20 protein-coding genes and 1 other RNA gene are annotated in these 24,305 nt (G+C 53.9%); 20 read left to right on the top strand and 1 reads right to left on the bottom strand.

Going from position 1 to position 24,305, the window contains the following annotated elements:
- The first annotated feature begins 64 nt into the window (after positions 1 to 64).
- The 17 genes from rsmI (at position 65) to lpxC (ending at position 19,100) form a co-directional block, all read left to right on the top strand.
- Entirely contained in the window at positions 65 to 922 is an 858-nt protein-coding gene (gene rsmI / locus P8S54_RS04010; RefSeq protein ID WP_281443324.1) for a 16S rRNA (cytidine(1402)-2'-O)-methyltransferase, read from the top strand.
- 32 nt (positions 923 to 954) lie between these two features.
- An RNA gene (gene rnpB / locus P8S54_RS04005) (RNase P RNA component class A) lies at positions 955 to 1,326 on the top strand.
- A 53-nt stretch (positions 1,327 to 1,379) separates the two neighbouring features.
- Positions 1,380 to 2,336 carry a 16S rRNA (cytosine(1402)-N(4))-methyltransferase RsmH gene (gene rsmH, locus P8S54_RS04000; RefSeq protein ID WP_281443323.1) on the top strand — a complete coding sequence of 319 codons (957 nt, stop codon included), beginning with the start codon at positions 1,380 to 1,382 and terminating at the stop codon, positions 2,334 to 2,336.
- Between the two features lie 14 nt (positions 2,337 to 2,350).
- Positions 2,351 to 2,686: a cell division protein FtsL gene (gene ftsL, locus P8S54_RS03995; RefSeq protein WP_009100067.1), complete on the top strand. Its 336-nt coding sequence runs from the start codon at positions 2,351 to 2,353 to the stop codon at positions 2,684 to 2,686.
- Positions 2,683 to 4,389 (top strand): penicillin-binding protein 2, encoded by a 1,707-nt coding sequence (locus P8S54_RS03990; protein ID WP_281443322.1) that lies wholly within the window; start codon positions 2,683 to 2,685, stop codon positions 4,387 to 4,389. The genes ftsL and P8S54_RS03990 overlap by 4 nt, the downstream gene beginning before the upstream one ends.
- Positions 4,390 to 4,405: 16 nt before the next feature.
- On the top strand, positions 4,406 to 5,920 hold the full coding sequence (locus P8S54_RS03985) for a UDP-N-acetylmuramoyl-L-alanyl-D-glutamate--2,6-diaminopimelate ligase (protein WP_281443321.1): 1,515 nt from the start codon (positions 4,406 to 4,408) through the stop codon (positions 5,918 to 5,920).
- A complete protein-coding gene (gene murF / locus P8S54_RS03980) occupies positions 5,917 to 7,266 on the top strand; it encodes a UDP-N-acetylmuramoyl-tripeptide--D-alanyl-D-alanine ligase (protein WP_281443320.1) in 1,350 nt (449 codons plus the stop codon). Before P8S54_RS03985 ends, murF begins: the two co-directional genes overlap by 4 nt.
- Positions 7,267 to 7,280: 14 nt before the next feature.
- Complete coding sequence (gene mraY / locus P8S54_RS03975) at positions 7,281 to 8,363, top strand: phospho-N-acetylmuramoyl-pentapeptide-transferase (protein WP_009100075.1); 1,083 nt, start codon at positions 7,281 to 7,283, stop codon at positions 8,361 to 8,363.
- A gap of 54 nt (positions 8,364 to 8,417) precedes the next feature.
- On the top strand, positions 8,418 to 9,797 hold the full coding sequence (gene murD, locus P8S54_RS03970; RefSeq protein ID WP_281443319.1) for a UDP-N-acetylmuramoyl-L-alanine--D-glutamate ligase: 1,380 nt from the start codon (positions 8,418 to 8,420) through the stop codon (positions 9,795 to 9,797).
- Entirely contained in the window at positions 9,794 to 10,975 is a 1,182-nt protein-coding gene (ftsW, locus tag P8S54_RS03965; RefSeq protein ID WP_009100078.1) for a putative lipid II flippase FtsW, read from the top strand. The genes murD and ftsW overlap by 4 nt, the downstream gene beginning before the upstream one ends.
- Before the next feature lie 18 nt (positions 10,976 to 10,993).
- Positions 10,994 to 12,091 carry an undecaprenyldiphospho-muramoylpentapeptide beta-N-acetylglucosaminyltransferase gene (gene murG, locus P8S54_RS03960; protein ID WP_281443318.1) on the top strand — a complete coding sequence of 366 codons (1,098 nt, stop codon included), beginning with the start codon at positions 10,994 to 10,996 and terminating at the stop codon, positions 12,089 to 12,091.
- Positions 12,092 to 12,144: 53 nt separating this feature from the next.
- Positions 12,145 to 13,557: a UDP-N-acetylmuramate--L-alanine ligase gene (gene murC, locus P8S54_RS03955; protein WP_281444060.1), complete on the top strand. Its 1,413-nt coding sequence runs from the start codon at positions 12,145 to 12,147 to the stop codon at positions 13,555 to 13,557.
- The gene (locus P8S54_RS03950) at positions 13,554 to 14,495 is read left to right on the top strand and encodes a D-alanine--D-alanine ligase (protein ID WP_281443317.1); all 942 of its coding nucleotides are present in this window, start codon (positions 13,554 to 13,556) and stop codon (positions 14,493 to 14,495) included. Before murC ends, P8S54_RS03950 begins: the two co-directional genes overlap by 4 nt.
- A 10-nt stretch (positions 14,496 to 14,505) precedes the next feature.
- Positions 14,506 to 15,219, top strand: a complete 714-nt coding sequence (locus tag P8S54_RS03945; RefSeq protein WP_281443316.1) for a cell division protein FtsQ/DivIB — start codon at positions 14,506 to 14,508, stop codon at positions 15,217 to 15,219.
- Between the two features lie 313 nt (positions 15,220 to 15,532).
- The gene (gene ftsA / locus P8S54_RS03940) at positions 15,533 to 16,822 is read left to right on the top strand and encodes a cell division protein FtsA (RefSeq protein ID WP_009100088.1); all 1,290 of its coding nucleotides are present in this window, start codon (positions 15,533 to 15,535) and stop codon (positions 16,820 to 16,822) included.
- Positions 16,823 to 16,856: 34 nt separating this feature from the next.
- Complete coding sequence (ftsZ, locus tag P8S54_RS03935) at positions 16,857 to 18,032, top strand: cell division protein FtsZ (protein ID WP_281443315.1); 1,176 nt, start codon at positions 16,857 to 16,859, stop codon at positions 18,030 to 18,032.
- Between the two features lie 156 nt (positions 18,033 to 18,188).
- The gene (gene lpxC, locus P8S54_RS03930; protein ID WP_281443314.1) at positions 18,189 to 19,100 is read left to right on the top strand and encodes a UDP-3-O-acyl-N-acetylglucosamine deacetylase; all 912 of its coding nucleotides are present in this window, start codon (positions 18,189 to 18,191) and stop codon (positions 19,098 to 19,100) included.
- 99 nt (positions 19,101 to 19,199) lie between these two features.
- Here the strand turns inward: lpxC and P8S54_RS03925 are convergent, their stop codons facing one another.
- Entirely contained in the window at positions 19,200 to 19,673 is a 474-nt protein-coding gene (locus P8S54_RS03925; RefSeq protein ID WP_281443313.1) for a DciA family protein, read from the bottom strand.
- A 123-nt stretch (positions 19,674 to 19,796) separates the two neighbouring features.
- On the opposite strand from P8S54_RS03925, the gene P8S54_RS03920 reads away from it, so the two are divergent.
- The 3 genes from P8S54_RS03920 to argJ all read left to right on the top strand — a co-directional run bounded on the left by P8S54_RS03920 (position 19,797) and on the right by argJ (position 24,235).
- Entirely contained in the window at positions 19,797 to 20,165 is a 369-nt protein-coding gene (locus P8S54_RS03920; protein ID WP_009099260.1) for a hypothetical protein, read from the top strand.
- Positions 20,166 to 20,234: 69 nt separating this feature from the next.
- A complete protein-coding gene (secA, locus tag P8S54_RS03915; RefSeq protein ID WP_281443312.1) occupies positions 20,235 to 22,967 on the top strand; it encodes a preprotein translocase subunit SecA in 2,733 nt (910 codons plus the stop codon).
- Positions 22,968 to 23,005: 38 nt separating this feature from the next.
- Positions 23,006 to 24,235, top strand: a complete 1,230-nt coding sequence (gene argJ / locus P8S54_RS03910; RefSeq protein ID WP_281443311.1) for a bifunctional glutamate N-acetyltransferase/amino-acid acetyltransferase ArgJ — start codon at positions 23,006 to 23,008, stop codon at positions 24,233 to 24,235.
- The last annotated feature ends 70 nt before the right edge of the window (positions 24,236 to 24,305 follow it).

The raw sequence follows: 24,305 nt of genomic DNA, 5'->3' as shown, positions 1-24,305 counted from the left end.
GAATAGGCCATTGCATCAGCATAGCGCGTCGCCAGGGCAAGCCATTAACAAATCGGGAGTCACGATGACACACCAAGATCCGGGTACATTGTACGTGGTTGCTACCCCAATTGGGAATTTGGAAGACTTAACGCCACGAGCTGCCCGGGTATTAGCGCAGGTATCGCGGGTTGCCGCCGAGGACACGCGGCATAGCGGGCGCCTGCTAGCCCATCTTGGGGTTAATAAACCAATGCTGTCACTGCATGATCATAATGAAGCGCGGCGAGTAGATACGCTGGATGCCTTTCTTCAGGCAGGCGAGGATATTGCGCTGATCAGTGATGCAGGTACGCCGTTAATTAGCGACCCGGGCTTTGTGTTGGTAAGAGAGCTGCGCGCACGAGGGCGCAAAATAGTGCCGTTGCCTGGTGCGTGTGCCCTGGTTACCGCTCTATCGGGAGCGGGCTTGCCCACTGATCGGTTCACGTTTGGTGGTTTTTTGCCCGCTAAACCAGGAGCGCGCCGCCAGGCATTAGAGCAGTGGGAGGCGCGGGAAGAGACGTTGGTGTTTTATGAGTCGCCTCACCGCATCTTGCACACACTAGAGGCGTTGCGAGAGCAAATGCCTGCGCGAAACGTCGTGTTGGCCAGGGAGCTAACCAAAACATTTGAAACATTTCTTCATGGTTCACCTGAAGAGTTGATTCACTGTTTGACGGACGACCCCAATCAGGCAAGGGGAGAGTTTGTGGTGATTATCTCCGGGGCACCGGCGGTGGCGCTGGGCGATCATCAAGCGATTCATGCAGATGAGTTGCTCAAATCGCTGTTGGCGGAAGGGGTGGGGGTTAAGCAAGGAGCAGCGGTTGCAGCCAGAATGTTAGGTGGGCGTAAGCAAGAGTGGTATGCCAGATTACAAGCAATTAAAGGTGAGCATTGAGGCAAACGCATGGCGCTGTTATGCTTGCCGCCGGAGTTGGCCAGACAGTCGCCGCTAATATTCCCGTAAGGGCTATTAGGGGAGGAAAGTCCGGGCTCCATAGGGCAGAGTGCCAGGTAACGCCTGGGCGGTGTAAGCCGACGGAAAGTGCAGCAGAGAGTAGACCGCCTAAGCCTCTGACATAAACCTCAGGGGCCGGTAAGGGTGAAAGGGTGCGGTAAGAGCGCACCGCGCGCCTGGCAACAGTGCGTGGCATGGTAAACCCCACTCGGAGCAAGACCAAATAGGGACCCAATGGCGTGGCCCGCGCTGGGTCCGGGTAGGTTGCTTGAGCGCTGCGGTGACGTAGCGCCTAGAGGAATGACTGTCCACGACAGAACCCGGCTTATCGGCCGACTCCCCATTTCCATTAAAGGGTGTGCTCAGCACACCCTCCTAAATTTTGTGTGAGAGTAACATGCCTTCTCCTGACGCTGACCAGGTCGCTCCTAGCTTTCGCCATACCAGCGTGTTGTTAGAAGGGGCGGTTGATGCGCTAGTTCACGACCCCGACGGTATCTATATAGACGGCACTTTTGGTCGCGGTGGGCACTCTCGCGTTATTCTTTCGCGGTTAAGCGAGCAGGGGCGCTTAATGGCCATGGATCGTGATCCACAGGCCATTGCTGCTGCCGCTGATATTGACGATTCCCGCTTTCAAATTACCCAGCGTGAGTTTTCGCGTTTAGCTGAGTTTGCCCAAGAACAAGGGCTGCACGGCAAGTTGTCGGGCGTACTGCTGGATGTGGGGGTCTCATCGCCGCAACTGGATGATCCGGAACGGGGTTTCAGCTTTATGCGCAACGGCCCGCTGGATATGCGCATGGATCCTACCAAAGGGCAGAGTGCCGCTGAGTTTTTAGCGCGTGCCCGCGAAGCCGATATAGCCCATGTCTTTAAAACATTTGGCGAAGAGCGCTACGCCAAACGTTTAGCCCGTGCGGTGGTTACGCGGCGGAGCGAAACGCCGTTTACCCACACCGTGGATTTAGCTGAGGTGCTTAAAACCGCCCACCCAGCCTGGGAGAAGGGCCGGCATCCTGCGACGAAAGCGTTTCAAGGTCTGCGTATTTATTTAAACGGCGAGTTGGAACAGCTTGACGCGGCGCTTGACGCGGCGCTTGAAGCGCTAGCTCCCGGCGGACACTTGGTCGTGATTAGTTTTCACTCTTTAGAAGATCGTCGGGTTAAGCGGTTTATTCGCCACCACGTGCGGGGAGATACCCATTTGCCGCGAGGAGTCCCCATCCGCGATGACCAGTTAAATCGCCGTCTTGAGGCGCTAGGCAAAGGCGTAAGGCCAAGTGATGCTGAGGTAGATGCCAATCCTCGAGCACGTAGCGCTGTGATGCGAGCCGCCCGCAAACGGATGTGATCACGGATGTATTCATGAGCATGGATCGGATTCAGCATTGGGTCTCAACGTTACGCACTGAATGGCCATTCAAGCTGCGTATGCGCTTGTGGCCACTTGTTATCGGCGTACTGTTCCTATGCTGTATGGCGACGGGGCTAGCTGTCGTGACGACCACACATATGACGAGGGTTCAGTTTGCTCAACTTCAACAGCTGGAGCAGGAGAAAAACCAGCTGCAAACGGAGTGGGGGCAGCTGCTGCTTGAAGAGGGCGCTTGGTCAACCCCAGCGCGGATCGAACAAATTGCCACGGAACGGCTAGATATGCGTATTCCCGATGTAAATGATGTCGAGGTCATCCGGCCATGAATCGGCAGCGGCGGGGTGGGATGTCCCGGCAACTGCCGGTTGCGCCTCCACTGGCTGGCGGGCGTTTCCTATTCATATTGATTATCGTGATTTTAGCGTCGAGTATTCTGATCGGGCGAATTACGCTTCTGCAAGTTATCGACCGTCCTTTCCTTCAGAGTCAGGGGGATGCACGCACCCTGCGTCATGAGGCAATTCCTTCCCACCGGGGGATGATTACCGACCGCAATGGCGAGCCCCTGGCTATCTCGACGCCCGTCGTCACGCTTTGGGCTAACCCCCAAGAATTGCCCAGTGATGGCATTCAGCGCTTTATGCTGGCCCAGGCGCTAGGGTGGACGCCGGATGACTTTGAGTCTCGGGTAGCACGCTTTAGCAGCCGAGAGTTTATGTATCTGCGCCGCCAAATGACGCCAGAAGCGGCGCAGCGCATTCTTGATCTGCGAACGCCAGGGGTTTATCCCCAGCGGGAATATAAACGCTACTATCCCGCCGGCGAAGTGGCCGCTCAAGTGTTGGGTGTTACCAACGTAGATGACGTTGGCCAGGAGGGTTTGGAGCTTGCCTATCAGCCTTATTTAGCTGGGCGTCCGGGCCAGCGTCGGGTAATTAAAGACCGCAGGGGGCGGCTGGTGCGTGAGCTTGGGGTGATTCGTGATGCCCAACCAGGTGGTGAGCTAACGCTCGCGATTGATCAGCGCATCCAGTATATGGCGTATCGAGAGTTGCGTGCCGCTGTTGCCGAACATGAGGCGGATGGTGGTGTGCTGGTGATGCTCGATGCCCGCACAGGTGAAGTGTTGGCGATGGCGAATTTGCCTTCTTACAACCCTAACAACCGGGCAGGGCTCGACCCCCGAGGTTTGCGGAATCAGGCGTTAGTGGACGTGTTCGAACCCGGTTCGGTCATGAAGCCGCTAGCGATGGCGGCTATTCTGGAAAGCGGGCTAGTGGACCGAGATGTAGTTGTTGACACCTCGCCGGGTTGGATGCGAATCGACCAGTTTACCATCCGCGATTTTCGTAACTACGGCGACCTGGATCTGGCTGGGATTTTAGAGAAATCGTCCAATATTGGTATGTCTCGTCTGGCGCTTCAGTTGAGCGATACGGCCATTTGGGAAAAGTATAACCAGCTAGGCTTGGGGCAAAGCCCCGGCACTGGCTTTCCAGGCGAGTCGACGGGTAGCTTGCCCGCGCCGGTTCGCTGGTCGCGTAGCGAGCGGGCCGCATTATCCTATGGCTACGGGCTTTCGACATCAGCACTACAGCTAGCCAGCGCCTATACAGCTCTGGCGAATGGTGGAGAGCGTTTACCCCCTTCATTGTTAAGGCTGTCAGAGCCTCCCCAAGGAATTCCTGCTATTTCACCTAGTGTGGCGAATGACCTTTTAGACGTTTTAGAGACGTCGGTAGGTGCCTACTCGGGCGGCCGTCGCGCACGAGTTGAAGGATATCGTGTGGGCGGCAAAACTGGCACGGTGCGCAAAACGGGTCAGCAGGGCTATATTGCCGATGCCTATCGCAGTGTCTTTGCAGGCATTGCGCCGATTTCAGACCCGCGTATTGTTACCGTGGTGATGATCGACCACCCCAAGGCAGGTGATTTTTACGGTGGAGCAGTGGCAGCACCGGTATTTTCAAGTGTAACGGGCAATGCGTTGCGGTTGCTGGACGTACCGCCTGATCATGAGGTCGAATAGCGTTGAAGGAGATTGCATGACGTTGCACCCAGACAATTTATGGCGGGCATTAAAACAGGTGTGGCCGAGTGCCGTATTGCCTGAGATTGAGGCGCGATTGCCTGAAAAATTTCATTTAATAACGGATTCCCGCCAGCTGAAAGCCGGTGATGTGTTTGTGGCAGTGCCGGGAAGCCAGCAGGATGGACGAGCATTTATTGAGCATGCGCTTGAGTCCGGCGCATCGTTAGTATTGGCGCACACCAAGCAGAGCAGCGTCACCTTAGAGGACCGCGTGCTCTACTTGCCACATCTCTCTTTGCGCCTTGGTGAGTTAGGCAAGGCGCTGTTTGAGGTGCCTAACGATTTACAAGTCATTGCGGTTACTGGCACTAACGGTAAAAGCTCAGTTACCCACTATATTGCGGCCTTGAGCGAATTGTTAAACACGCCCGCTGGGGTTGTCGGCACTTTAGGCGTTGGCCGCCCTGGTCAATTAGCAGAAAGCGGGCTTACGACGCCTGGCCCTCTGGCACTTCAGCATATTTTAGGCGATTTAGTGCGGCAAGGGGTGAAGCGCGTTGCGCTTGAAGCTTCCTCCCATGCATTGGATCAATATCGATTAGAGGCGGTTAATGTTGATGTAGGCGTTTTTACCAATCTAACCCGCGATCACCTGGATTATCACGGCAGTATGGCCGCGTACGCCGCAGCTAAAGCCAAGCTTTTTCGCCGCGCCGAGCTAACGCTTGCCGTGGTAAACGCCGATGATCCTTTAGCACGCCTGATGCTAGCAGGGTGCGAGAGTAACGTGCGTGTACTGGCTGCGGGTCGTGATGAGGCAGTGACGCTACGTGTACTTGATTGGCATCCCCATGAGCATGGGCAGCAAGCGCTCATTGCTACGCCTGAGGGTGAAAAGGCCCTTGATCTTAGTCTCATGGGGCGCTTTAACTTAGACAACGTGCTGTTGGCAATGGCTGTGCTCTATGGCTTAGGGGAGTCGCTTGATCGCTTGTTTGAAGTGGCGTCAACGCTCGCACCAGTACCAGGGCGAATGGAACTCTATCGAGCAGTTGGCGGGCCAAGTGTCGTGATCGATTATGCCCACACCCCCGATGCCCTGCACAATGCACTGGACGCACTTAAAGCGCACCTAGGCGGAAGCGAAGGCAAGTTGTGGTGTCTTTTTGGTTGCGGTGGCGATCGTGATGCGGGCAAGCGTGCTGAAATGGCTGCGGTTGCCGAGCGCATCGCAGACCATATCGTCATCACCGACGATAATCCCCGCTTTGAGTCTGCCGAGGAAATTCGCCGCCAAATTATTACGGGCCTCTCACCGGATACCCCTTTTACCGAGCAGGGTGATCGCCGCGCAGCCATTGCCCATGTAATTCAGCAGGCAGGTCCGCAGGATGTGGTGCTGTTAGCAGGTAAAGGTCACGAGGCCTATCAGGAAATAGCGGGAGTTCGCCATGCTTATCAAGATGAAGAGCAGGTGATAAAAGCTTTGGCGTTAAAAGATTTAGCGGCCAGCGGTGCTGGGCAGTGAGTTGGGCGCTGGGGGATGTTGCGGCGGCACTTAATCTTTTGCCGCCATCGTCGCCCGAGCTACCGCTAACTGCGGTGGTGACGGATACTCGCCAGATTGTGCCGGGCTGCTTGTTTGTCGCACTCAAAGGGCCTCGTTTTGATGGCCATGAGTTTCTTGAGCAAGCGTACGCGCAGGGTGCGGCGGCCGCGTTAGTAGAGCAAGCGGCGAGCAGCGCTTTACCGCAATTAGTGTGTGCTGATACCCGCCTGGGGCTAGGTCTGCTGGCGCGGGCATGGCGTCATCGCTATCAGCTGCCTGTCGTCGCAGTGACGGGTAATAGTGGTAAAACGACCGTCAAAGAGATGGCCGCTGCGCTGTTAGCGCCTCTGGGCGAAGTGCTGGCAACAGAGGGCAACTTAAATAACGATTTTGGTGTGCCGTTGACGCTATTGCGGCTTACTCCGGCTCACCAGGCGGCAGTTGTGGAGCTTGGGGCGAACCATCTAGGTGAAATTGCCTGGACCAGCCAACTAACGGCGCCTGATGTTGCCATTATTACGAATGTGACCGGAGCCCATGTAGGCGAATTTGGCGGTATGGGCCAGATTGCCCAGGCGAAAAGTGAAATTTTATCGGGCTTAAGCGCCAACGGCGTGGCAGTGCTCAATAGAGAAGATCGCTATTTCGCTTTTTGGGCAGCTTGCGCTGCCCCGCGTCGCGTTATCAGCTACGGCTGGGACAGTCATGCAGATGTGTACGCCGATGCCCTTTCCTGTGACCCACAGGGGCGGTATGCTTTCACGCTTGTTTATCAAGGGCAGGCGCTTGGTAATGTCTGTTTGCCGCTGATGGGTAAGCACAATGTTAGCAATGCCCTAGCGGCCGCCGCTGCGGCACTTATGGTTGGCGTGGCGCCAGCAAAAGTGGTGTCGGGCCTGTCGCGCTTGCCCTGCCTGCCAGGGCGCTTGAGCAGTGTGCCGGGTTTACGTAATGCCACGCTGCTAGATGACACGTACAACGCCAACCCTGGTGCGGTTAAAGCGGCATTAGAGACGCTGGCAAGCTTTCCTGCTCCGCGTTGGTGTGCTCTGGGGGCGATGGGGGAGCTTGGGCAGGCATCTGAAACACTGCATGCTGAGATTGGCCGCTTTGCTGCCTCGCTTGGCATCGAAACGCTGCTGACGTACGGTGATGCCGCGCGTTCAGCCAGTGAGGCCTTTGGTCGCGGGCTGCATTTTGACGACCACGAGACGCTTGTGCGTCATATTATTAATACGTTGCCGCCTGACACCACGCTGCTGGTGAAAGGGTCGCGGAGCGCGGGCATGGAAAATGTCATCGCCGCGCTGCGTTCGGATAAATAAGGTAAACGCCGTTCATGTTACTTCACCTGGCGAATTTTTTAGCCCAATATCAAACTGCTTTTCAGGTTTTTAACTACCTTACGTTACGCGTTATTTTGGCCGCACTGACTTCCTTGATGCTTTGCCTATGGCTAGGGCCGTGGGTCATTCGACGATTAGTAGAAGGTCAGATCGGGCAAGCGGTTCGCGATGATGGCCCTCAGTCGCATCTTTCTAAGGCAGGTACGCCCACCATGGGTGGCGCCATGATTTTGCTTGCCATCGCGATCAGCACACTAATGTGGGGAGATTTAACCAACCATTATGTGTGGGTGGTGTTGGCAGTAACCCTGGGCTTCGGTGCGATTGGCTGGGTGGACGACTACCGTAAAGTGGTTGAAAAAAATCCCAGAGGCCTGCCTGCACGGTGGAAATATTTTTGGCAATCGGTCGTCGGCTTGGGCGCTGCTATCGTGCTTTACGTCACGGCGTCAACGCCAGTGGAAACCAGTCTGCTAGTGCCCCTCTTTAAAGATGTTGCCCTCCCTCTGGGTGTGTTCTACATCGTGCTGACCTACTTTGTGATTGTGGGTAGCTCTAATGCAGTTAACCTGACAGACGGCCTAGATGGCCTGGCCATTATGCCAACGGTGCTGGTGGCCATGGGGCTTGCCGTGTTTGCCTATGCCAGTGGTAATGCGGTGTTTGCCAACTATCTCCATATTCCCTTTATTAATGGCACCGGCGAACTGGCAATATTTTGCGCCACTATCGCAGGCGCAGGGTTAGGGTTCTTATGGTTTAACACCTATCCCGCCCAAGTATTTATGGGGGATGTTGGTGCACTAGCCCTTGGTGCAGCGTTGGGTGTGGTGGCGGTAATTGTTCGCCAAGAAATCATCTTGTTCATTATGGGCGGGATTTTTGTACTGGAAACGGTATCGGTCATTCTCCAGGTTGCTTCCTATAAAATGACAGGCAGGCGTATTTTCCGCATGGCGCCGCTGCATCACCACTATGAGCTTAAAGGTTGGCCAGAGCCCCGGGTTATTGTGCGCTTCTGGATTATCACCGTTGTGCTGGTACTGCTCGGTTTAGCCACGCTGAAAGTCCGTTGATGAGTCGAGTAGTAACAGAGTGCTAATGGCGTGATGTGTAAAGGAGCCAGATCAATGGTGCAAGTAGCACATGGAATGACCGTCGTGGTTGGCCTGGGAATATCAGGGCGGGCTATCTGCCGCCATCTAGCGCGTAACAATACCCCCTTTATGGTGGCTGATACCCGTAAAGCCCCACCGGGGTTGGATGACTTTTATGCTGCTCACCCAGGCATCACAGTGCACTGCGGCCCTCTAACCGCTATCGATTTTACTCATGTCCATGAAGTGGTAATAAGCCCAGGGGTAGACCCCCGTACACCTGGCCTTGAGGGGTTATTGACGCGCCGTAACACAGCTACCGATGAGCCAGTGTTGATAGGTGAGATCGCCCTTTTTGCCCGTGCTGTTAACGCCCCAGTCGCCGCGATTACTGGCTCTAATGCGAAATCTACGGTAACCACTCTGTTAGGCGAGATGGCCGCCTGCTCGGGTGTATATGCAGCGGTTGGAGGTAATTTAGGAACGCCTGCTCTGGACTTGTTGGCGGAACACCCTGATGCCGATCTCTATATTTTGGAGCTTTCCAGCTTTCAGTTGGAAACCACGCCCTATTTAGGCGCTGCCTCAGCAGCCTTTTTAAATATTTGTGAAGATCATTTGGATCGCCATGGTGATATGGCGGGCTATCAGGCCGCTAAACAGCGGATCTTCTTAGGTGCGAAGCACGCCATTATCAATGCCGATGACCCTCTTACTTGGCCACAAGATGAAGTCGCAAGCCTGGAAAGCTTCACCTCAGCGCCGCCGAAAGGAGATGAGTGGGGGCTGGTAAATATAGATGGGCACTTCATGCTCGTTCAAGGAAGTGACCCATGGCTCCGCGCCGACGCACTAACCGTTGCAGGTCAGCATAACTATATGAATGCTTTGGCTGCGTTGGCAATGGGCAGAGCGCTTGGCTTTAGCAAGCAGTCAATGTGTGAAGCGCTTTGTGCATTTAAAGGGTTAGCCCATCGCAGTGAGACTGTGGCTAACATCAACGGGGTGACGTGGGTAAACGATTCAAAAGGCACCAACGTAGGTGCCACCCTTGCTGCGATCAACGGCATTAGTGCGACGCTGACAGGAAAGCTGATTTTATTGGCCGGTGGTGTTGGCAAAGGCGCAGACTTTACACCACTGGCGGCGCCTCTAGCAGGGTGTGCCAGGGCGGTATTGCTGTTTGGTGAAGATGCGCCACGTTTATCTGCTGCGCTCTCTGCCTCTAATAACGTTCGTCAGGTCAATAATTTGTTCCAGGCTATGGAGGCTGCTTGGCAAATAGCCCAGCCAGGTGATTGCGTGTTGCTTTCCCCCGCCTGTGCAAGCCTTGACCAATTTGCCAACTACCAAGAACGCGGCGATGCATTTCGGGGCTGGTTAGCAGGCAGGCAGGTTGAGGTGAACCCATGAGTCGGCTAGAGCGTCTGCGGGAATCGCTAACCACGCGCCACTACCCCTGCGATATTTGGCTCATCATATCGGTCATTGGGCTGGCGGGGCTGGGGTGGGTCATGGTTAGCTCCGCTTCCATAGGCTTATTGGAAAACAGCTATTACTACTCTCGCCAGCACGGTATTTTCTTAGTGATATCCATACTGGCATGCCTGGTTATGATTAGCGTGCCGCTGGAGGTTTGGCGCCAAAATGCGGCGCTACTACTGCTCGCCAGTATTTTTATGCTTGTTTTAGTGCTTATTATCGGCCAAGAGGTCAATGGCAGTAAGCGCTGGATTTCATTACCTGGGCCGCTGCCAAGCTTACAGGTTTCCGAGTTTGCCAAACTGGGCCTGATTTTTTATATGGCGGCGTTCATGTCGCGCTTTACCTACGAACTTCGTCAGCGCGCTTTTAGTATGTGGCGCCCGTTAGCCGTCTTGGCAATACCAGCGGGGCTGCTTTTTTTGGCGCCTGATTTTGGTGGCATGGTGGTTTACACCGTCTGTGTTATTGGCATGCTAATGATGAGCGGCGCATCGCTGACGCTGTTGTTGGGCAGTGGCGGCGTATTGGCATCAGGCGCTGTCATGATGGTGGTGATGGAGCCTTATCGTTTAGCCCGCTGGACAAGTTTTTTAGACCCCTGGGCTGACCAGTTTGCCACTGGTTATCAGCTAACTCAGGCGCTCATTGCGTTTGGTCGAGGGCATGTTACCGGGACGGGGTTAGGTAATAGCGTTCAAAAGCTTCACTATTTGCCAGAAGCGCATACTGACTTTATTTTTGCTGTGGTCGCAGAAGAGCTGGGCATGATTGGTGCCATTATTGTTGTGCTGCTGTTCACGGTCTTTATTACTCGGACGATGTGGATTGCACGCCGAGCAGAGCTGGCAGGTCATATGTTTGGTGCCTACGTTAGCTATGGCATCGGTTTTATTATTGCTGCGCAAGCCTTTATTAACATGGCGGTCAGTGCTGGGTTACTACCCACCAAAGGCTTAACGCTTCCGCTGATTAGCTATGGCGGCTCAAGTTTATTGGTTACCGGCCTAATGGTGGGGTTGCTGCTTAGAGTGGATGCGGAAACACGTCATCGACCGCGCCGTACGCCTACGCCTTACAAGCCTCGTCATGAACCACGGTTATCGTAATTATTTAAGGAGTGGTGTGTGACAACGAATTCACGTCGGCGCATTTTAATTATGGCTGGGGGAACCGGAGGCCATGTTATCCCCGCGCTCTCGTTGGCTCGTGCATTACAAGCCCATGATGTTGACGTTGAGTGGTTAGGTAGCCCTAGAGGCATCGAGAATCGCCTAGTTCCCGAAGCGGGTATTCGGCTGCACACGATTGCTATTAGCGGGTTGCGTGGTAACGGGGCAAGTGGTTGGCTAAAAGCACCGCTTAATCTCTCGCGGGCTGTAATGCAGGCGCGCCGTGTAATAAATAGCTTTAAGCCCCATGTGGTGGTTGGGTTGGGCGGTTTTGCTAGCGGGCCAGGCGGGCTTGCTGCATGGTTGTCTCGCGTTCCGTTAGTGATTCATGAGCAAAATGCTGTTGCTGGTTTGACCAATCGGGTTCTTTCCCGCTTGGCAACGCGCACCTATGCGGCTTTCGCTGAGGCGTTTGGGCCCCGTGCTGAGGTGATCGGCAACCCAGTGCGGGAGGATATTGCTGTCATAGGAGAGCAACCCCGCGCTGCTGCCACCATGAGTGCCCGGCCGCTTCGCTTACTGGTGGTCGGGGGGTCGCTGGGTGCCGTGGCGCTAAATGAGCGATTGCCGTCGGCATTGGCTGCGATGGCGCCAGAGTTGCGCCCAAACGTGCGCCATCAAGCGGGTAAGGAGCGCGATGAGCTTACGGCAAAAGCATACGCCGAACAGGGCGTCGAAGCAGAAGTAAGTCCGTTTATTGATGATATGGCAGCGGCCTATGAGTGGGCTGATCTTGTGGTTTGTCGAGCAGGTGCGCTCACGGTTGCAGAGCTTGCAGCGTCTGCAAAGCCTGCCCTTTTAGTGCCGTTTCCTTTTGCTGTTGACGATCACCAGCGTGTCAATGCTGAGGTTTTGGTGAAGGCGGGGGCTGCCGTTTGTGTTGTGCAGGCAGACCTCACGCCACAGCGCTTAACTGACTATTTAAATGAATTATTAACCCCAGACAGGTTAGCAGAGATGGCCTCCAAAGCCCGTCAGGCTGCTTATTTGGATGCCACTCGGCGCTTAACAGATGGCTGTCTGTCGTTAGTAAATCAAGGAGAAACTGCGTGACCGATATAGCTAAGAGTACGTCTTTACGAGATGTTCGCCCAAGCGGTCCAGGTATGCGCCGCATTAAGCGGCTGCATTTTGTGGGCATCGGTGGCGCAGGCATGTGTGGTATTGCAGAAGTGTTGGCAAACCAAGGGTATAGCGTCAGCGGCAGTGATGTGAAAGCGTCTACTGTGGTAGAGCGCTTGCGTCAGTGCGGTGTGTGTGTGGCGATTGGGCATGCCGAAGAGAATGTCCAAGGTGCTGACGTTGTTGTAGTGTCTAGCGCAGTTGACGAAACCAATCCCGAAATTCGCTGGGCCCATGAGCACCGTGTGCCCGTGGTTCGTCGTGCAGAGATGCTGGCTGAGCTTATGCGCTTTCGTCATGGCATTGCTGTGGCGGGGACTCATGGAAAAACTACCACCACAAGCCTTACTGCCACGCTGCTGGCGGAAGGTGGCTTAGATCCAACCTTCGTTATCGGCGGAAAGCTCACCAGTGCAGGTGCTAATGCGCGTCTGGGAGAGGGAGATTACCTGGTCGCTGAAGCCGATGAATCAGACGCGTCGTTTTTACACCTGCAGCCGATGGTGTCGATTGTTACCAATATCGATGCTGATCATATGGCTACTTATGGCGGCGACTTTGAGCGGCTGAAAAATACCTTTATCGAGTTTTTGCACAACTTGCCGTTTTATGGGCTAGCTGTGCTCTGTATAGATGACCCGCATGTGCGCGGCCTGCTTGAAAGGGTGAAGCGACAGTTTGTGACCTACGGGTTTGATAGCGATGCCGATTACCGCATTGTTGATTTTAGCCAGCAGGCCGGTGAAGTGTCATTTACTGCTTTGCGGCCAGGTGGCGCGGCACCGCTAGCTGTTCGGCTGGCCATGCCAGGTCGGCATAACGCATTAAACGCCATGGCGGCCATTGTGGTCGCCACTGATGCGGGTGTTAGCGATGAGGCTATCTTGCGTGGCCTTGCCAGTTTTGCCGGGGTGGGTAGGCGCTTTCAAGTCCATGGTCATTTCCCGACGCCTAAGAGCACCGGCGAAGTCATGCTGGTAGATGACTATGGGCACCATCCCCGTGAAGTGGATATGGTTATTCAGGCTGTTCGCGCTGGCTGGCCGAAGCGCCGCTTGGTCATGCTATACCAGCCACATCGCTATAGCCGTACCCGCGATCTCTATGAAGATTTTGTTAGGGTGCTCTCGCAAGTGGACACACTTATTTTGCTGGACGTGTATAGCGCTGGTGAAGCGGTAATCCCAGGAGCCGAAGGGCGCACGTTAGCCGGCTCTATCCGCCAACGTGGCGATGTTGACCCGCTGTTTGTAGAACACAAGCAAGAGCTTCCTGCGTTGCTGGGCAATGTATTGCGTCCGGACGATATTTTAATTACCCAAGGGGCTGGCGACGTGGGCGGCATATCGCTGCGTTTAGCGCAGGCCAAACTGGTGTTGGACGAGGTTGAGCTATGAGTGCCCAAGTATCCCAGGCAGATCGCTTAGCGCGGGTGGTTGTGGTCTACGGTGGACGATCCGCCGAGCGTGAAGTATCGCTTAAAAGCGGTGCCGCTATTTTGGATGCCTTGAAGCGGCAAGGGATTCAGGCAATCGGCTACGACCTGCGAGAAAATGGCTTAGTTGGCCTTGAACAATTGGCTCCCACGGCTGTATTTGTTGCTCTGCACGGTCGTGGTGGTGAGGATGGTACTTTCCAGGGAGCGCTGGAACTTTTAAATATCCCTTACACTGGCAGCGGTGTTTTAGCCTCCGCTCTGGGTATGGATAAACAGCGCACCAAGCAGGTTTGGCAAGCGGTGGGTTTGCCAACACCAGAAAGCATTATGTTGAATGCTGAGTCAAATTGGGCGTCGGTGGTCACCCAGTTAGGGCTGCCGATGATGGTAAAGCCCGTCCACGAAGGCTCCACGCTGGGTATCAGTATCGTTAAAAGCCAAGAAGACTTGGTGTCAGCCTACCATGCTGCAGCCAAGTACGATGCCCGCGTCATGGCGGAGCGGTTTATTGTCGGTGAAGAGTACACCGTTGCACTGCTGGGTGATGAAGTACTCCCTGCGATACGCGTCGAGGTGCCGGGAGGTTTTTATGATTACGAGGCTAAATACATTGCCAATACTACCCAGTATCATCTTCCTTGTGGTTTAGAAGCCCAGGATGAACAAGCGCTAGCATCGCTTTGCCAACAAGCATTTGCAGCCATTGGTGGAGAGGGCTGGGGGCGTGTCGATGTTATGAGGGATGCTGATGGCAAATTCTGGCTAATCGAGGTCAATACCGTGCCAGGAATGACCGACCATAGTTTGGTACCTCAGGCGGCTGCGCATGCTGGGATTGGTTTTGATCAGCTGGTAGTGCAGATACTGCAGACTGCCGGCAAACAGAGCTCATCATGAAGATGGCCTTATGAAAAGGCGTAATGCGTGGTTAGGTATCATTCTGCTGGCGCTCTTACTTGGCGCTGGCAGTCGCGCGCTTTGGCTCTGGCTAGACCGCCCTATCGAGCGGGTCTCGATTCGGGGGGAGTGGGACTATGTCAGTGCTGATTACTTACGCACCCAGTTAGCGCCGCTTGTGCAAAACTCCACATGGCTGTCCGCCGATTTGGGCGATCTTCGCAGTCGTGCCCTAACCATTGGCTGGCTAAACGAAGTGCGTATTTCCCGAGAGTGGCCCAATGCGTTGGTTTTTGAACTGGTTGAACAAGTGCCGGTGGCTCGCTGGAATGACGATTTTTTGCTTAATCCTCAGGGGGAACCCTTTGCGTTTGCCCCGCTGACAGCTCCTTCAGGGTTGCCCGATCTTGCGGGCCCGGTAGGCAGCAGTGAAGAGGTGCTTACTTTTTATCATCGGCTAACCCCGCATTTTGCGAACTTATCACTATCGCTGGCGCAACTACGTTTGGAGCCACGAGGGGCGTGGCGATTACAGTTAGATAATGGGGCGTGGGTGATGTTGGGCAGGCGTCAGCATGAAGTACGCCTGGCGCGCTTATCTGCCTCCTGGCAGCGGGAGTTATCCCAGCTTAGCGAACATATTCGTTATATCGACCTGCGTTACCCTAATGGCGTCGCTGTAGCTTGGCATGGCGAGAGCGATTTTGAAGATAATGCAGAGTAATAGGCTGTCTACAATGTGCAAAAAGCAGGTAAATGTGAGCGGTTACCAACGCTGAAACTCACTGATAGGGTTTTAATTGCCCGTTAAGCCCATTATCGTGGGCATGGACTAGTCGTATTGCGACTATTGTTTCTATACTATGTCCCTATCGGTAATTTTGTGGGTTTTATTTATTCCTTTTGGCTTTTTAGCTGCATTTTATCGATCAACATTTAACACTGTTTTGGTTGACGCCCATTGGAATCTTTGCCGAGCTAGCGTCATCCATTAATAAGACGACTTTTCAAATTACGATAAGGAGATTTTCCGACTCATGGCAGGCTCACCCAATGCATCCAATATGGTTGTCGGGCTGGACATTGGAACGTCCAAGGTCGTCGCGATAGTCGGTCAACCCACCGATGATGGCGGGATCGAAATTGCGGGAATCGGTTCTCATCCATCGCGTGGTATGAAACGCGGCGTAGTCATTAATATTGAATCAACGGTCCAGTCTATTCAACGAGCCGTTGAGGAAGCTGAGTTGATGGCTGGCTGCGATATTCATTCTGTCTATGTTGGCGTTGCCGGTAGCCATATTAGTTCGATGAACTCAGATGGCGTGGTAGCCATCAAAGAGCGTGAAGTAACGCCATCGGATATTGAGCGTGTGATTGACTCAGCTCGCGCCAGAGCTGTCTCGGAAGGGCAGCGGGTATTACATGTTCTGCCTCAAGAATTCTCAATCGATGCGCAAGGTGGCATCCGTGAACCGCTGGGTATGTCGGGCGTTCGGTTAGAGGCGCAGGTGCATCTTGTCACTGCTGCATTAAACGCGGTGCAAAACATTGAAAAATGTGTGCGCCGTTGTGGCCTAGATGTTGATGCCATTATTCTTGAGCAGCTTGCTTCCAGTATGGCAGTGCTCACTGAAGATGAGCGCGAACTGGGCGTTTGTATGGTCGATATTGGCGGTGGTACCACTGATATGGCTATATTTACCGAAGGGGCAATTCGCCATACTGCCGTGATACCCATTGCCGGTGATCAAGTCACTAATGACATCGCAATGGCGCTGCGTACGCCTACCCAGCATGCTGAAGAAATCAAAGTAAAATACGCCTGCGCGCTGACTCACCTCGCAGCAAGTGATGAAATGATTAAAGTACCCAGTGTAGGGGATCGTCCATCGCGAGATTTATCACGCCAGGCATTAGCCGAAGTGGTAGAGCCGCGCTACGAAGAACTCTTTACACTGGTAAGAGACGAATTACGCCGTAGTGGTTATGAAGACATGGTGGCCGCAGGGGTTGTGCTTACCGGTGGCACCTCGCGCATGGAAGGCGTTAGCGAACTAGCAGAAGAGATTTTTCATATGCCGGTTCGTATTGCCTGCCCGCAAAATGTGAGGGGGCTGGCGGACGTGGTGCGTAATCCTATTTATGCAACGGGCGTTGGCTTGCTGCATTATGCCTTGCAGGAAATGCGACATGGGCAAGGCCTAGAAAGCCATGGGGGAGTCGTTGCCGCGCACAAAGGGCGTAACGAGCTTGCCCGGCGTGATAGCAAGGAAGGCAATCCAGCGCTGGCGAAAATTAAAGGCTGGTTCAAAGGAAATTTCTGACAGGGCCGCAAGCGCGGTTCAGGAGACGGGGCTTATGTTCGAATTGGTAGATAACGCACCCTCGAGCAGTGCGGTCATCAAAGTGGTCGGCGTTGGCGGCGGCGGCGGTAATGCTGTCAACCACATGGTCGAGAGCAACATCGAAGGCGTAGAGTTTATTTGCGCCAATACCGATGCCCAGGCGCTTAAACGCGTATCCGCAAAAACGGTTTTGCAGCTTGGTAGTGAAATAACCAAAGGGTTAGGCGCTGGCGCCAATCCAGAGGTTGGGCGCCAAGCTGCCATGGAAGATCGAGACCGAATTGCTGAGCTGTTAAATGGCGCTGATATGGTGTTCATTACCGCTGGCATGGGTGGTGGTACAGGTACTGGCGGGGCACCGGTCGTTGCTCAGGTGGCCAAAGAGCTGGGCATTTTGACGGTGGCTGTGGTGACCCGCCCCTTCCCGTTTGAAGGGCCTAAGCGAATGCGCGCGGCAGAAGAGGGCATGAAAGAGCTCTCCGAGCACGTTGACTCACTAATCACTATTCCTAACGAAAAACTACTTTCAGTGCTCGGTAAAAATGCCACACTGCTCACCGCGTTTAGTGCCGCCAACGATGTATTGCTGGGCGCGGTACAAGGTATTGCCGAACTGATTACCAGCCCGGGTATCATTAACGTCGATTTCGCTGACGTGCGTACTGTTATGTCTGAAATGGGCATGGCGATGATGGGTACCGGCGGTGCTACCGGTGAAAACCGTGCGCGTGAAGCGGCTGAAAAAGCTATCCGTAGCCCGTTGCTGGAAGATATCGATCTGCACGGCGCTCGCGGCATCCTGGTAAATATTACGGCAGGCCCTGACTTATCGATTGGTGAGTTCAACGATGTAGGGGCTACCGTTCAAGAGTTTGCTTCACAGGAAGCCACTATCGTCGTCGGGACCTCCATTGATATGGAAATGTCTGATGAGCTGCGGGTAACGGTTGTTGCAGCTGGCTTGGATGGCAGCAAGGCAAAGGCGGCCACGCGTGAGCCTGCACGTCGCTCAGCAGCTGAATCATCTGATTACCGCAAGCTCCAGCAACCAACCGTTATGCGTCAGCAGGCGACGGCTCGCGCCGAAGCACCTGCACCGGCTGCTAAGCCTCGGCCAGAAAAGCGTCGCGCCTCAGAAGCAGACGATTATCTGGACATCCCTGCTTTTTTGCGCCGTCAGGCGGATTAAGCCGCACTGAATGTATCGCTGCTACAGCAAACGAGAGTTTTATTGGTTAAAGCGCTTGTTTGCTGTTAAAGTGAACACTGTTTGATAACTTTCCTTTTGCGGTATTTGCTTTTTTTTGAGCCGATAACCGCCGACATTAGAGCTCGACCACTGCCCATGATCAGACAACGCACACTACAAAACGTCATCCGCGCCACTGGAGTGGGTCTGCACTCAGGCAAAAAAGTCCACTTGGCTTTGCGTCCGGCGCCGGTAAATACGGGTATTGTGTTCGTCAGAACCGATTTAGATCCCGCGGTGCATGTGCCCGCTCGCGCAGAGTTGGTCGAAGATACAACGCTGTGCACCGCGCTTTCTAACGAAGGTGTAAAAGTGGCAACGGTTGAACATCTAATGTCAGCTTTTGCGGGATTGGGTATCGACAACGCATATGTAGACGTTAGTGCTCCTGAAGTGCCCATTATGGACGGCAGTGCTAGTCCATTTGTTTTTCTGATCCAATCGGCGGGCATTCTTGAGCAGGATGCGCCTAAGAAGTTTATTCGCATTAAGCGTCGCGTCGCGGTGAGCGATGGCGATAAAGAGGCCGTTTTTCTGCCGCATCAGGGCTTCAAAGTTGCGTTTGCCATCGATTTTGACCACCCCGTATTTGATCAGCAAAAGCAAACTGCGCTTATTGATTTCTCGACCACGTCGTTTGTTAAAGAAGTCTCCCGCGCGCGAACTTTTGGCTTTATGCGCGATTTAGAGTTTTTGCGCTCTAACAATCTAGCCCTCGGCGGCAGTCTTGATAATGCTATCGTGGTTGACGACTACCGTATTGTTAATGAAGGCGGGCTACGTTATGAAGACGAGTTCGTCAAACATAAGGTGCTTGACGCTATTGGCGACCTTTACCAGCTAGGCTATAGCCTGATTGGTGAGTTCCGTGGCATAAAGTCGGGTCATGCCCTTAATAATCAGCTTTGCCGTGAGCTAATGGCACAGCCTGATGCCTATGAGATTGTGACGTTCGAAGAAGAGAAAGCCGTTGCGCCTATCTCCTACGCGGCGCCTGCCATGGCATAGTAAATCGTGTGGAACGCATGGTTGGTTGAAAAATCTGATGTGTGCCCCATCTTATAAAGCACCGCTTAGGCGGTGCTTTATGCATTTCGGGTATGCATTTTAGTTTTCAGGTTCAGAGTGGTGTGGGGCGTGGGAGGCTAGGCGCTCTAGTGCTTTTTTGAGCGCTGGGTTGTCGGTATCTTTAGCACACTCAGCTAAGGTTTTTCCGGCGCTGTTGGAGAGCGATCGCGTATAGCGTTTGGGGCTCTCTACTGGCCGTACAGGGCGCACTTTTAAAGTAAAAGCGCTGACGCTTTCAAACCCAGGTAACTGGTGGAGCAGGGTAAGTAGATGACGTTGCTCGTAGCGAAGCCACGTTAGCCAGCTGGCTTGGCCGCTAATCAGCGTTAAGCGCCCATCACGAAACCCGCCTACGAAAATATGCTCACGCATTTCTTCGGGTAGGTGAGCGCGTAAGTGCCGCTGTGCTTGGTCAATTAAGCGAGACTGACGCATTAGTTGCCCAACATCGCCAGACTTAGACAGCAGTTGGGTGATGGGCTGTGCGTGAGATCGCTTAACCTTTATACTCATACGCTTAATTCCCGTGATCTCTTAATCTAAACCGTTGGCAGCCCATAGTGGGCGACCATTAATAGTCTACTTGATCGAGCGCCGATCAGAAGAGCCTAACACGCCCAGGAGCTAGCCCACAGCATGTCGTTAACGCCAGATATCTTAACCGCTTCGCCACGGCGGCAGCGCCGACATGGCCTAGCGCGCTGGTGGTTGGCTGGGCTTCTGGTAAGTTGCTTGTTGCCTGCAAGTTTACACTCGGCAGATGCGTTTCGTGGCAGTGAGCGTAGCGTCAGTATCTGCTTTTGGGTGCCAGCTATTTTACGCGCACAATCTAGGTGGATTGCCAAAAAGCGTCGCGCGCTGCGCTACTGGGCTAGCACCCTTACTCGCCAGTTAACACGACTACCTGCGCGCACTCGTTTATTACCGGTGGTGAAGCGCCGCCTAGTGGCGGCTAAAGATGTGCTTACCCAGCGCGGCCCTCCTTTTTACTCCTTCCTACGTTAGAACTAATTTATTTGCCTTATATAAAAAGGGCGCCTGGGTGTAGGGCGCTCATGATGATTTGGAACTTTCATGATTAATAATTTGTTACGTAAAGTAGTCGGCTCTAAAAACGATCGCGAAGTAAAGCGCATGCAGAAAAATGTGCTTAGTGTGAATAAGTTAGAACCGGAGTTGGAAGGATTAAGCGATGCCGATCTGCAGGGTAAAACAGCGCATCTACGCCAACGGCTAAGCGATGGTGAAACGCTCGACAGCCTGTTGCCCGAGGCCTTTGCGGTAGTGCGTGAAGCGAGTAAGCGGGTAATGGGCATGCGTCATTTTGATGTGCAAATGGTCGGTGGTTTGACACTGCACCGCGGGCGCATTGCGGAAATGAAAACTGGCGAGGGTAAAACGCTGGTAGCGACCCTGGCGGTTTATTTAAACGCGCTACCTGAGAAGGGTGTGCACGTTGTTACCGTGAATGATTACCTGGCGCGCCGGGATGCTGAGTGGATGCGTCCGTTGTATGAGTTTTTGGGCCTCTCCATCGGCGTGATTTTTGCTGGTCAAAGTGGTGAAGAGAAGCGTCATGCCTACCAGTGCGACATCACCTACGGCACCAACAATGAGTTTGGTTTTGATTACCTGCGCGACAACATGGCGTTCGCGCTTGAGGATAAAGTGCAGCGCGGCCTGCATTACGCCATTGTCGACGAGGTTGACTCAATCCTCATTGATGAGGCGCGTACACCGCTGATCATTTCTGGCGCGGTCGATGAAAATACCGACCTTTATGGCATCGTAAACCGTCTTGCCCAGCAGTTGGAAAAAGGCGAGGTCTTAGAAGATGAAGAGGCCACTGTAACCGGCGATTTCCTGCTGGATGAGAAGCAAAAACAGGTTGAGCTCACCGAACAGGGCCATAACAAAGTAGAAGCCTTGATGCGTGCAGAGGGGCTACTGGGTGAAGAGGACTCACTCTACGCTGCGCAAAATCTTAATCTTTTACAGCACATGCACTCTGCCCTAAGGGCCCGCCACCTTTATCACCCCGACGTTGATTATATTGTCGCTGAAGACCAAGTCGTTATTGTTGATGAGCATACCGGTCGTACAATGCCGGGTCGCCGCTGGTCTGAGGGGCTTCACCAGGCCGTTGAAGCCAAAGAGGGCGTTACCGTTCAGCGCGAAAGCCAAACGCTTGCATCCACTACCTTCCAGAACTATTTCCGCCTTTATGAAAAATTGGCGGGTATGACGGGTACGGCTGATACAGAAGCCTTTGAATTCCGTCAGATCTATGGCCTAGACGTGATAGTGATTCCGACTAATCGTGTGCTAGCTCGGAAAGATCTGAATGATTTGGTCTTCCTTAGTGCGGAAGAGAAGTACGAAGCCATTATTAAGGATGTTAAAGCCGAAACAGAAGCCGGTCGGCCTGTACTGGTAGGTACCGCTTCAATTGAAACCTCTGAGTTTCTTGCCCGCTTAATGCGCGAGGCGGGGCTGAAATTTAATGTCTTGAACGCCAAGCAGCACCAGAGCGAAGCGGAAATTATTGCCCAGGCAGGGCGTCCAGGGGCGATTACCATTGCCACCAACATGGCCGGGCGCGGTACCGATATTATGCTGGGGGGTAACTGGGAAGCAGAGGCGGCGAAGCTGCAAAACCCCACCCAGGAACAAATTGACGCATTAAAAGCTGAGTGGCAAAAGCGCCATGATGGCGTCTTACAAGCGGGCGGTTTGCACGTAGTAGGTTCCGAGCGTCACGAATCACGCCGCATTGACAATCAGCTGCGTGGCCGCGCCGGTCGTCAGGGTGACCCTGGCTCCACACGTTTCTTCCTCTCCTTGGAAGATAGCCTGATGCGGTTGTTTGGCTCTGATCGCGTTAAGCGGTTGATGCAGGCGCTGGGCTTAGAACGGGGTGAAGCCATTGAGCATAAAATGGTTTCCAACGCCGTTGAGCGCGCTCAGAAAAAGGTGGAAGGGCGTAACTTCGACATTCGTAAGCAGCTGCTTGAATACGATGATGTGGCCAACGACCAGCGTCGTGTCATATATGATCAGCGTAATGAAGTTCTGGCGTCTGATGATATCTCTGATGCAGTGCTGGGTATTCGTGAAGAGGTCATGGAAGAAGCGATCAGCGATTTTGTGCCGCCGCAAAGTTTGGTGGAGCAGTGGGATCTGCCGGGTTTAGAAGCGCACCTGAAGACAGAGTTTAACCTTGACGCACCTGTGGTGCAGTGGTCAGCAGAAGATGAGCGACTCAGCGAAGAGATTCTCCGTGAACGCCTGCAAGCTATGCACCGCGAAGCTTATGAAGCCAAAGTTGAGGCAGCAGGCGCTGCGTTGATTCGTCGCTTTGAGAAGCAGGTGATGCTGCAGGTGCTGGATACTCGCTGGAAAGAGCATCTTCAGTCGATGGATCATTTGCGCCGCGGTATCCACCTGCGCGGCTACGCTCAGAAGAATCCCAAGCAGGAGTACAAACGTGAATCGTTTGAGCTGTTCCAAAACCTGCTAACCAACATAAAAGCAGACGTCACGCGCATTCTAAGCCATGTACAGGTGCGCCAGCCTGAAGAGGTTGATGCCCTAGAACAGAAGCGCCGTGAAGAGTTAGCCCGTGAAAAAGCGACCGCAGATAGCCGACACGACGAACCTGCCGCGCAAAATAGCGAGAGCGCTCAGGAGCTACCTGGTGCTGACGGCCGCCCGCTGCGTCGGGAAGGGCCCAAAGTGGGTCGCAACGACCCATGTAGCTGTGGTTCAGGCAAAAAATATAAGCAGTGCTGCGGTAAGTTAAGCTAATCGCTCAGCGCTCTTGAGCTAATGTGAAGGAGAAAATTATGGCGGTGGGAAACGTTCCCTTTCCTGAGCTACCCCCTATAAAGGGGGTGCGCCTAGGCACTGCAATGGCGGGTATTAAGAAACCTGATCGCCGTGACACGGTGGTAATTGAGCTGCCTGAGTCCGCCACTGTCGCTGGGGTTTTTACTCGAAATGCATTTTGTGCAGCACCTGTATCGGTGGCTAAAGCACATATAGCGCGCTGTTTAAGTGAAGGCATCGCGCCACGTTACTGGCTAATTAATACCGGTAACGCCAATGCTGGAACGGGTGAAACGGGCTTGCAGGATGCCTATGCAAGCTGCGCCGCTTTAGCATCCCAGTTGGGTGTGGCAGAAAGCCAGGTACTGCCTTTCTCAACAGGGGTGATTGGTGAGCCGCTGCCCATGGAGCGTTTGTTGGCAGGTCTGCCAACTGCTGTCAGTTCACTGGCTGACTCTAGCCTCGCATGGCAGCACGCAGGGGAAGGGATACTAACCACGGACACCCGTGCGAAAGGTGCTACGGTATCGGTGGCCATTGGTCAGCAGCAGGTCACGATTAACGGCATTACCAAAGGTTCCGGCATGATTAAGCCCAATATGGCTACCATGCTGGGCTTTGTGGTTACCGATGCCGCTATAGAGCAAACGCTTCTCGAAACACTGCTGCGCGAAACTGTTGATCGTTCGTTTAACTGTATTACCGTTGATAGCGATACGTCGACCAATGATGCCTGCATGCTAGCGGCGACAGGCAGCGGTGCGCGTATCGAAAGCGATGAGCAGATTGCGGTATTTCGTAACGCGCTACAGCGTGTGATGACTGAGCTTGCCCAGGCAATTATTCGCGATGGGGAAGGGGCGACAAAGTTCATCACACTGCAGGTTAACGATGCTGCGACCCGTCAAGAAGCACTGGACGTGGCGTTTACCGTTGCGCACTCACCGCTGGTCAAAACAGCGTTGTATGCCTCGGATGCTAACTGGGGGCGTATTTTAGCTGCAGTAGGCCGGGCTCCCATAGACGCGTTTGATGTTAACCGTGTTGTAATTGACCTTGATGATGTGCGGCTGGTTGAGAGCGGCGGTCGTGCGGCCAGCTACACAGAGGCAGCAGGTAGTGCGGTGATGGCGCAGGATGAAATTACTATCCGGATTAACTTAGGGCGGGGAGCAGAGAGTGCCACTGTATGGACCTCGGATCTTTCTCATGAGTATGTGACCATCAACGCAGATTACCGCAGCTAGCCTCAGTAGTAGGGTGCTAATGCAGTGATAAAGCGCCGTCTTTAATGAGGGCGGCGCGTACAAAGTGGAT

The sequence above is a fragment of the Halomonas sp. M1 genome (genome assembly GCF_029581375.1).
In the GTDB taxonomy this organism is placed as follows: domain Bacteria; phylum Pseudomonadota; class Gammaproteobacteria; order Pseudomonadales; family Halomonadaceae; genus Vreelandella.
This window is presented reverse-complemented; position numbering and strand designations above follow the sequence as displayed.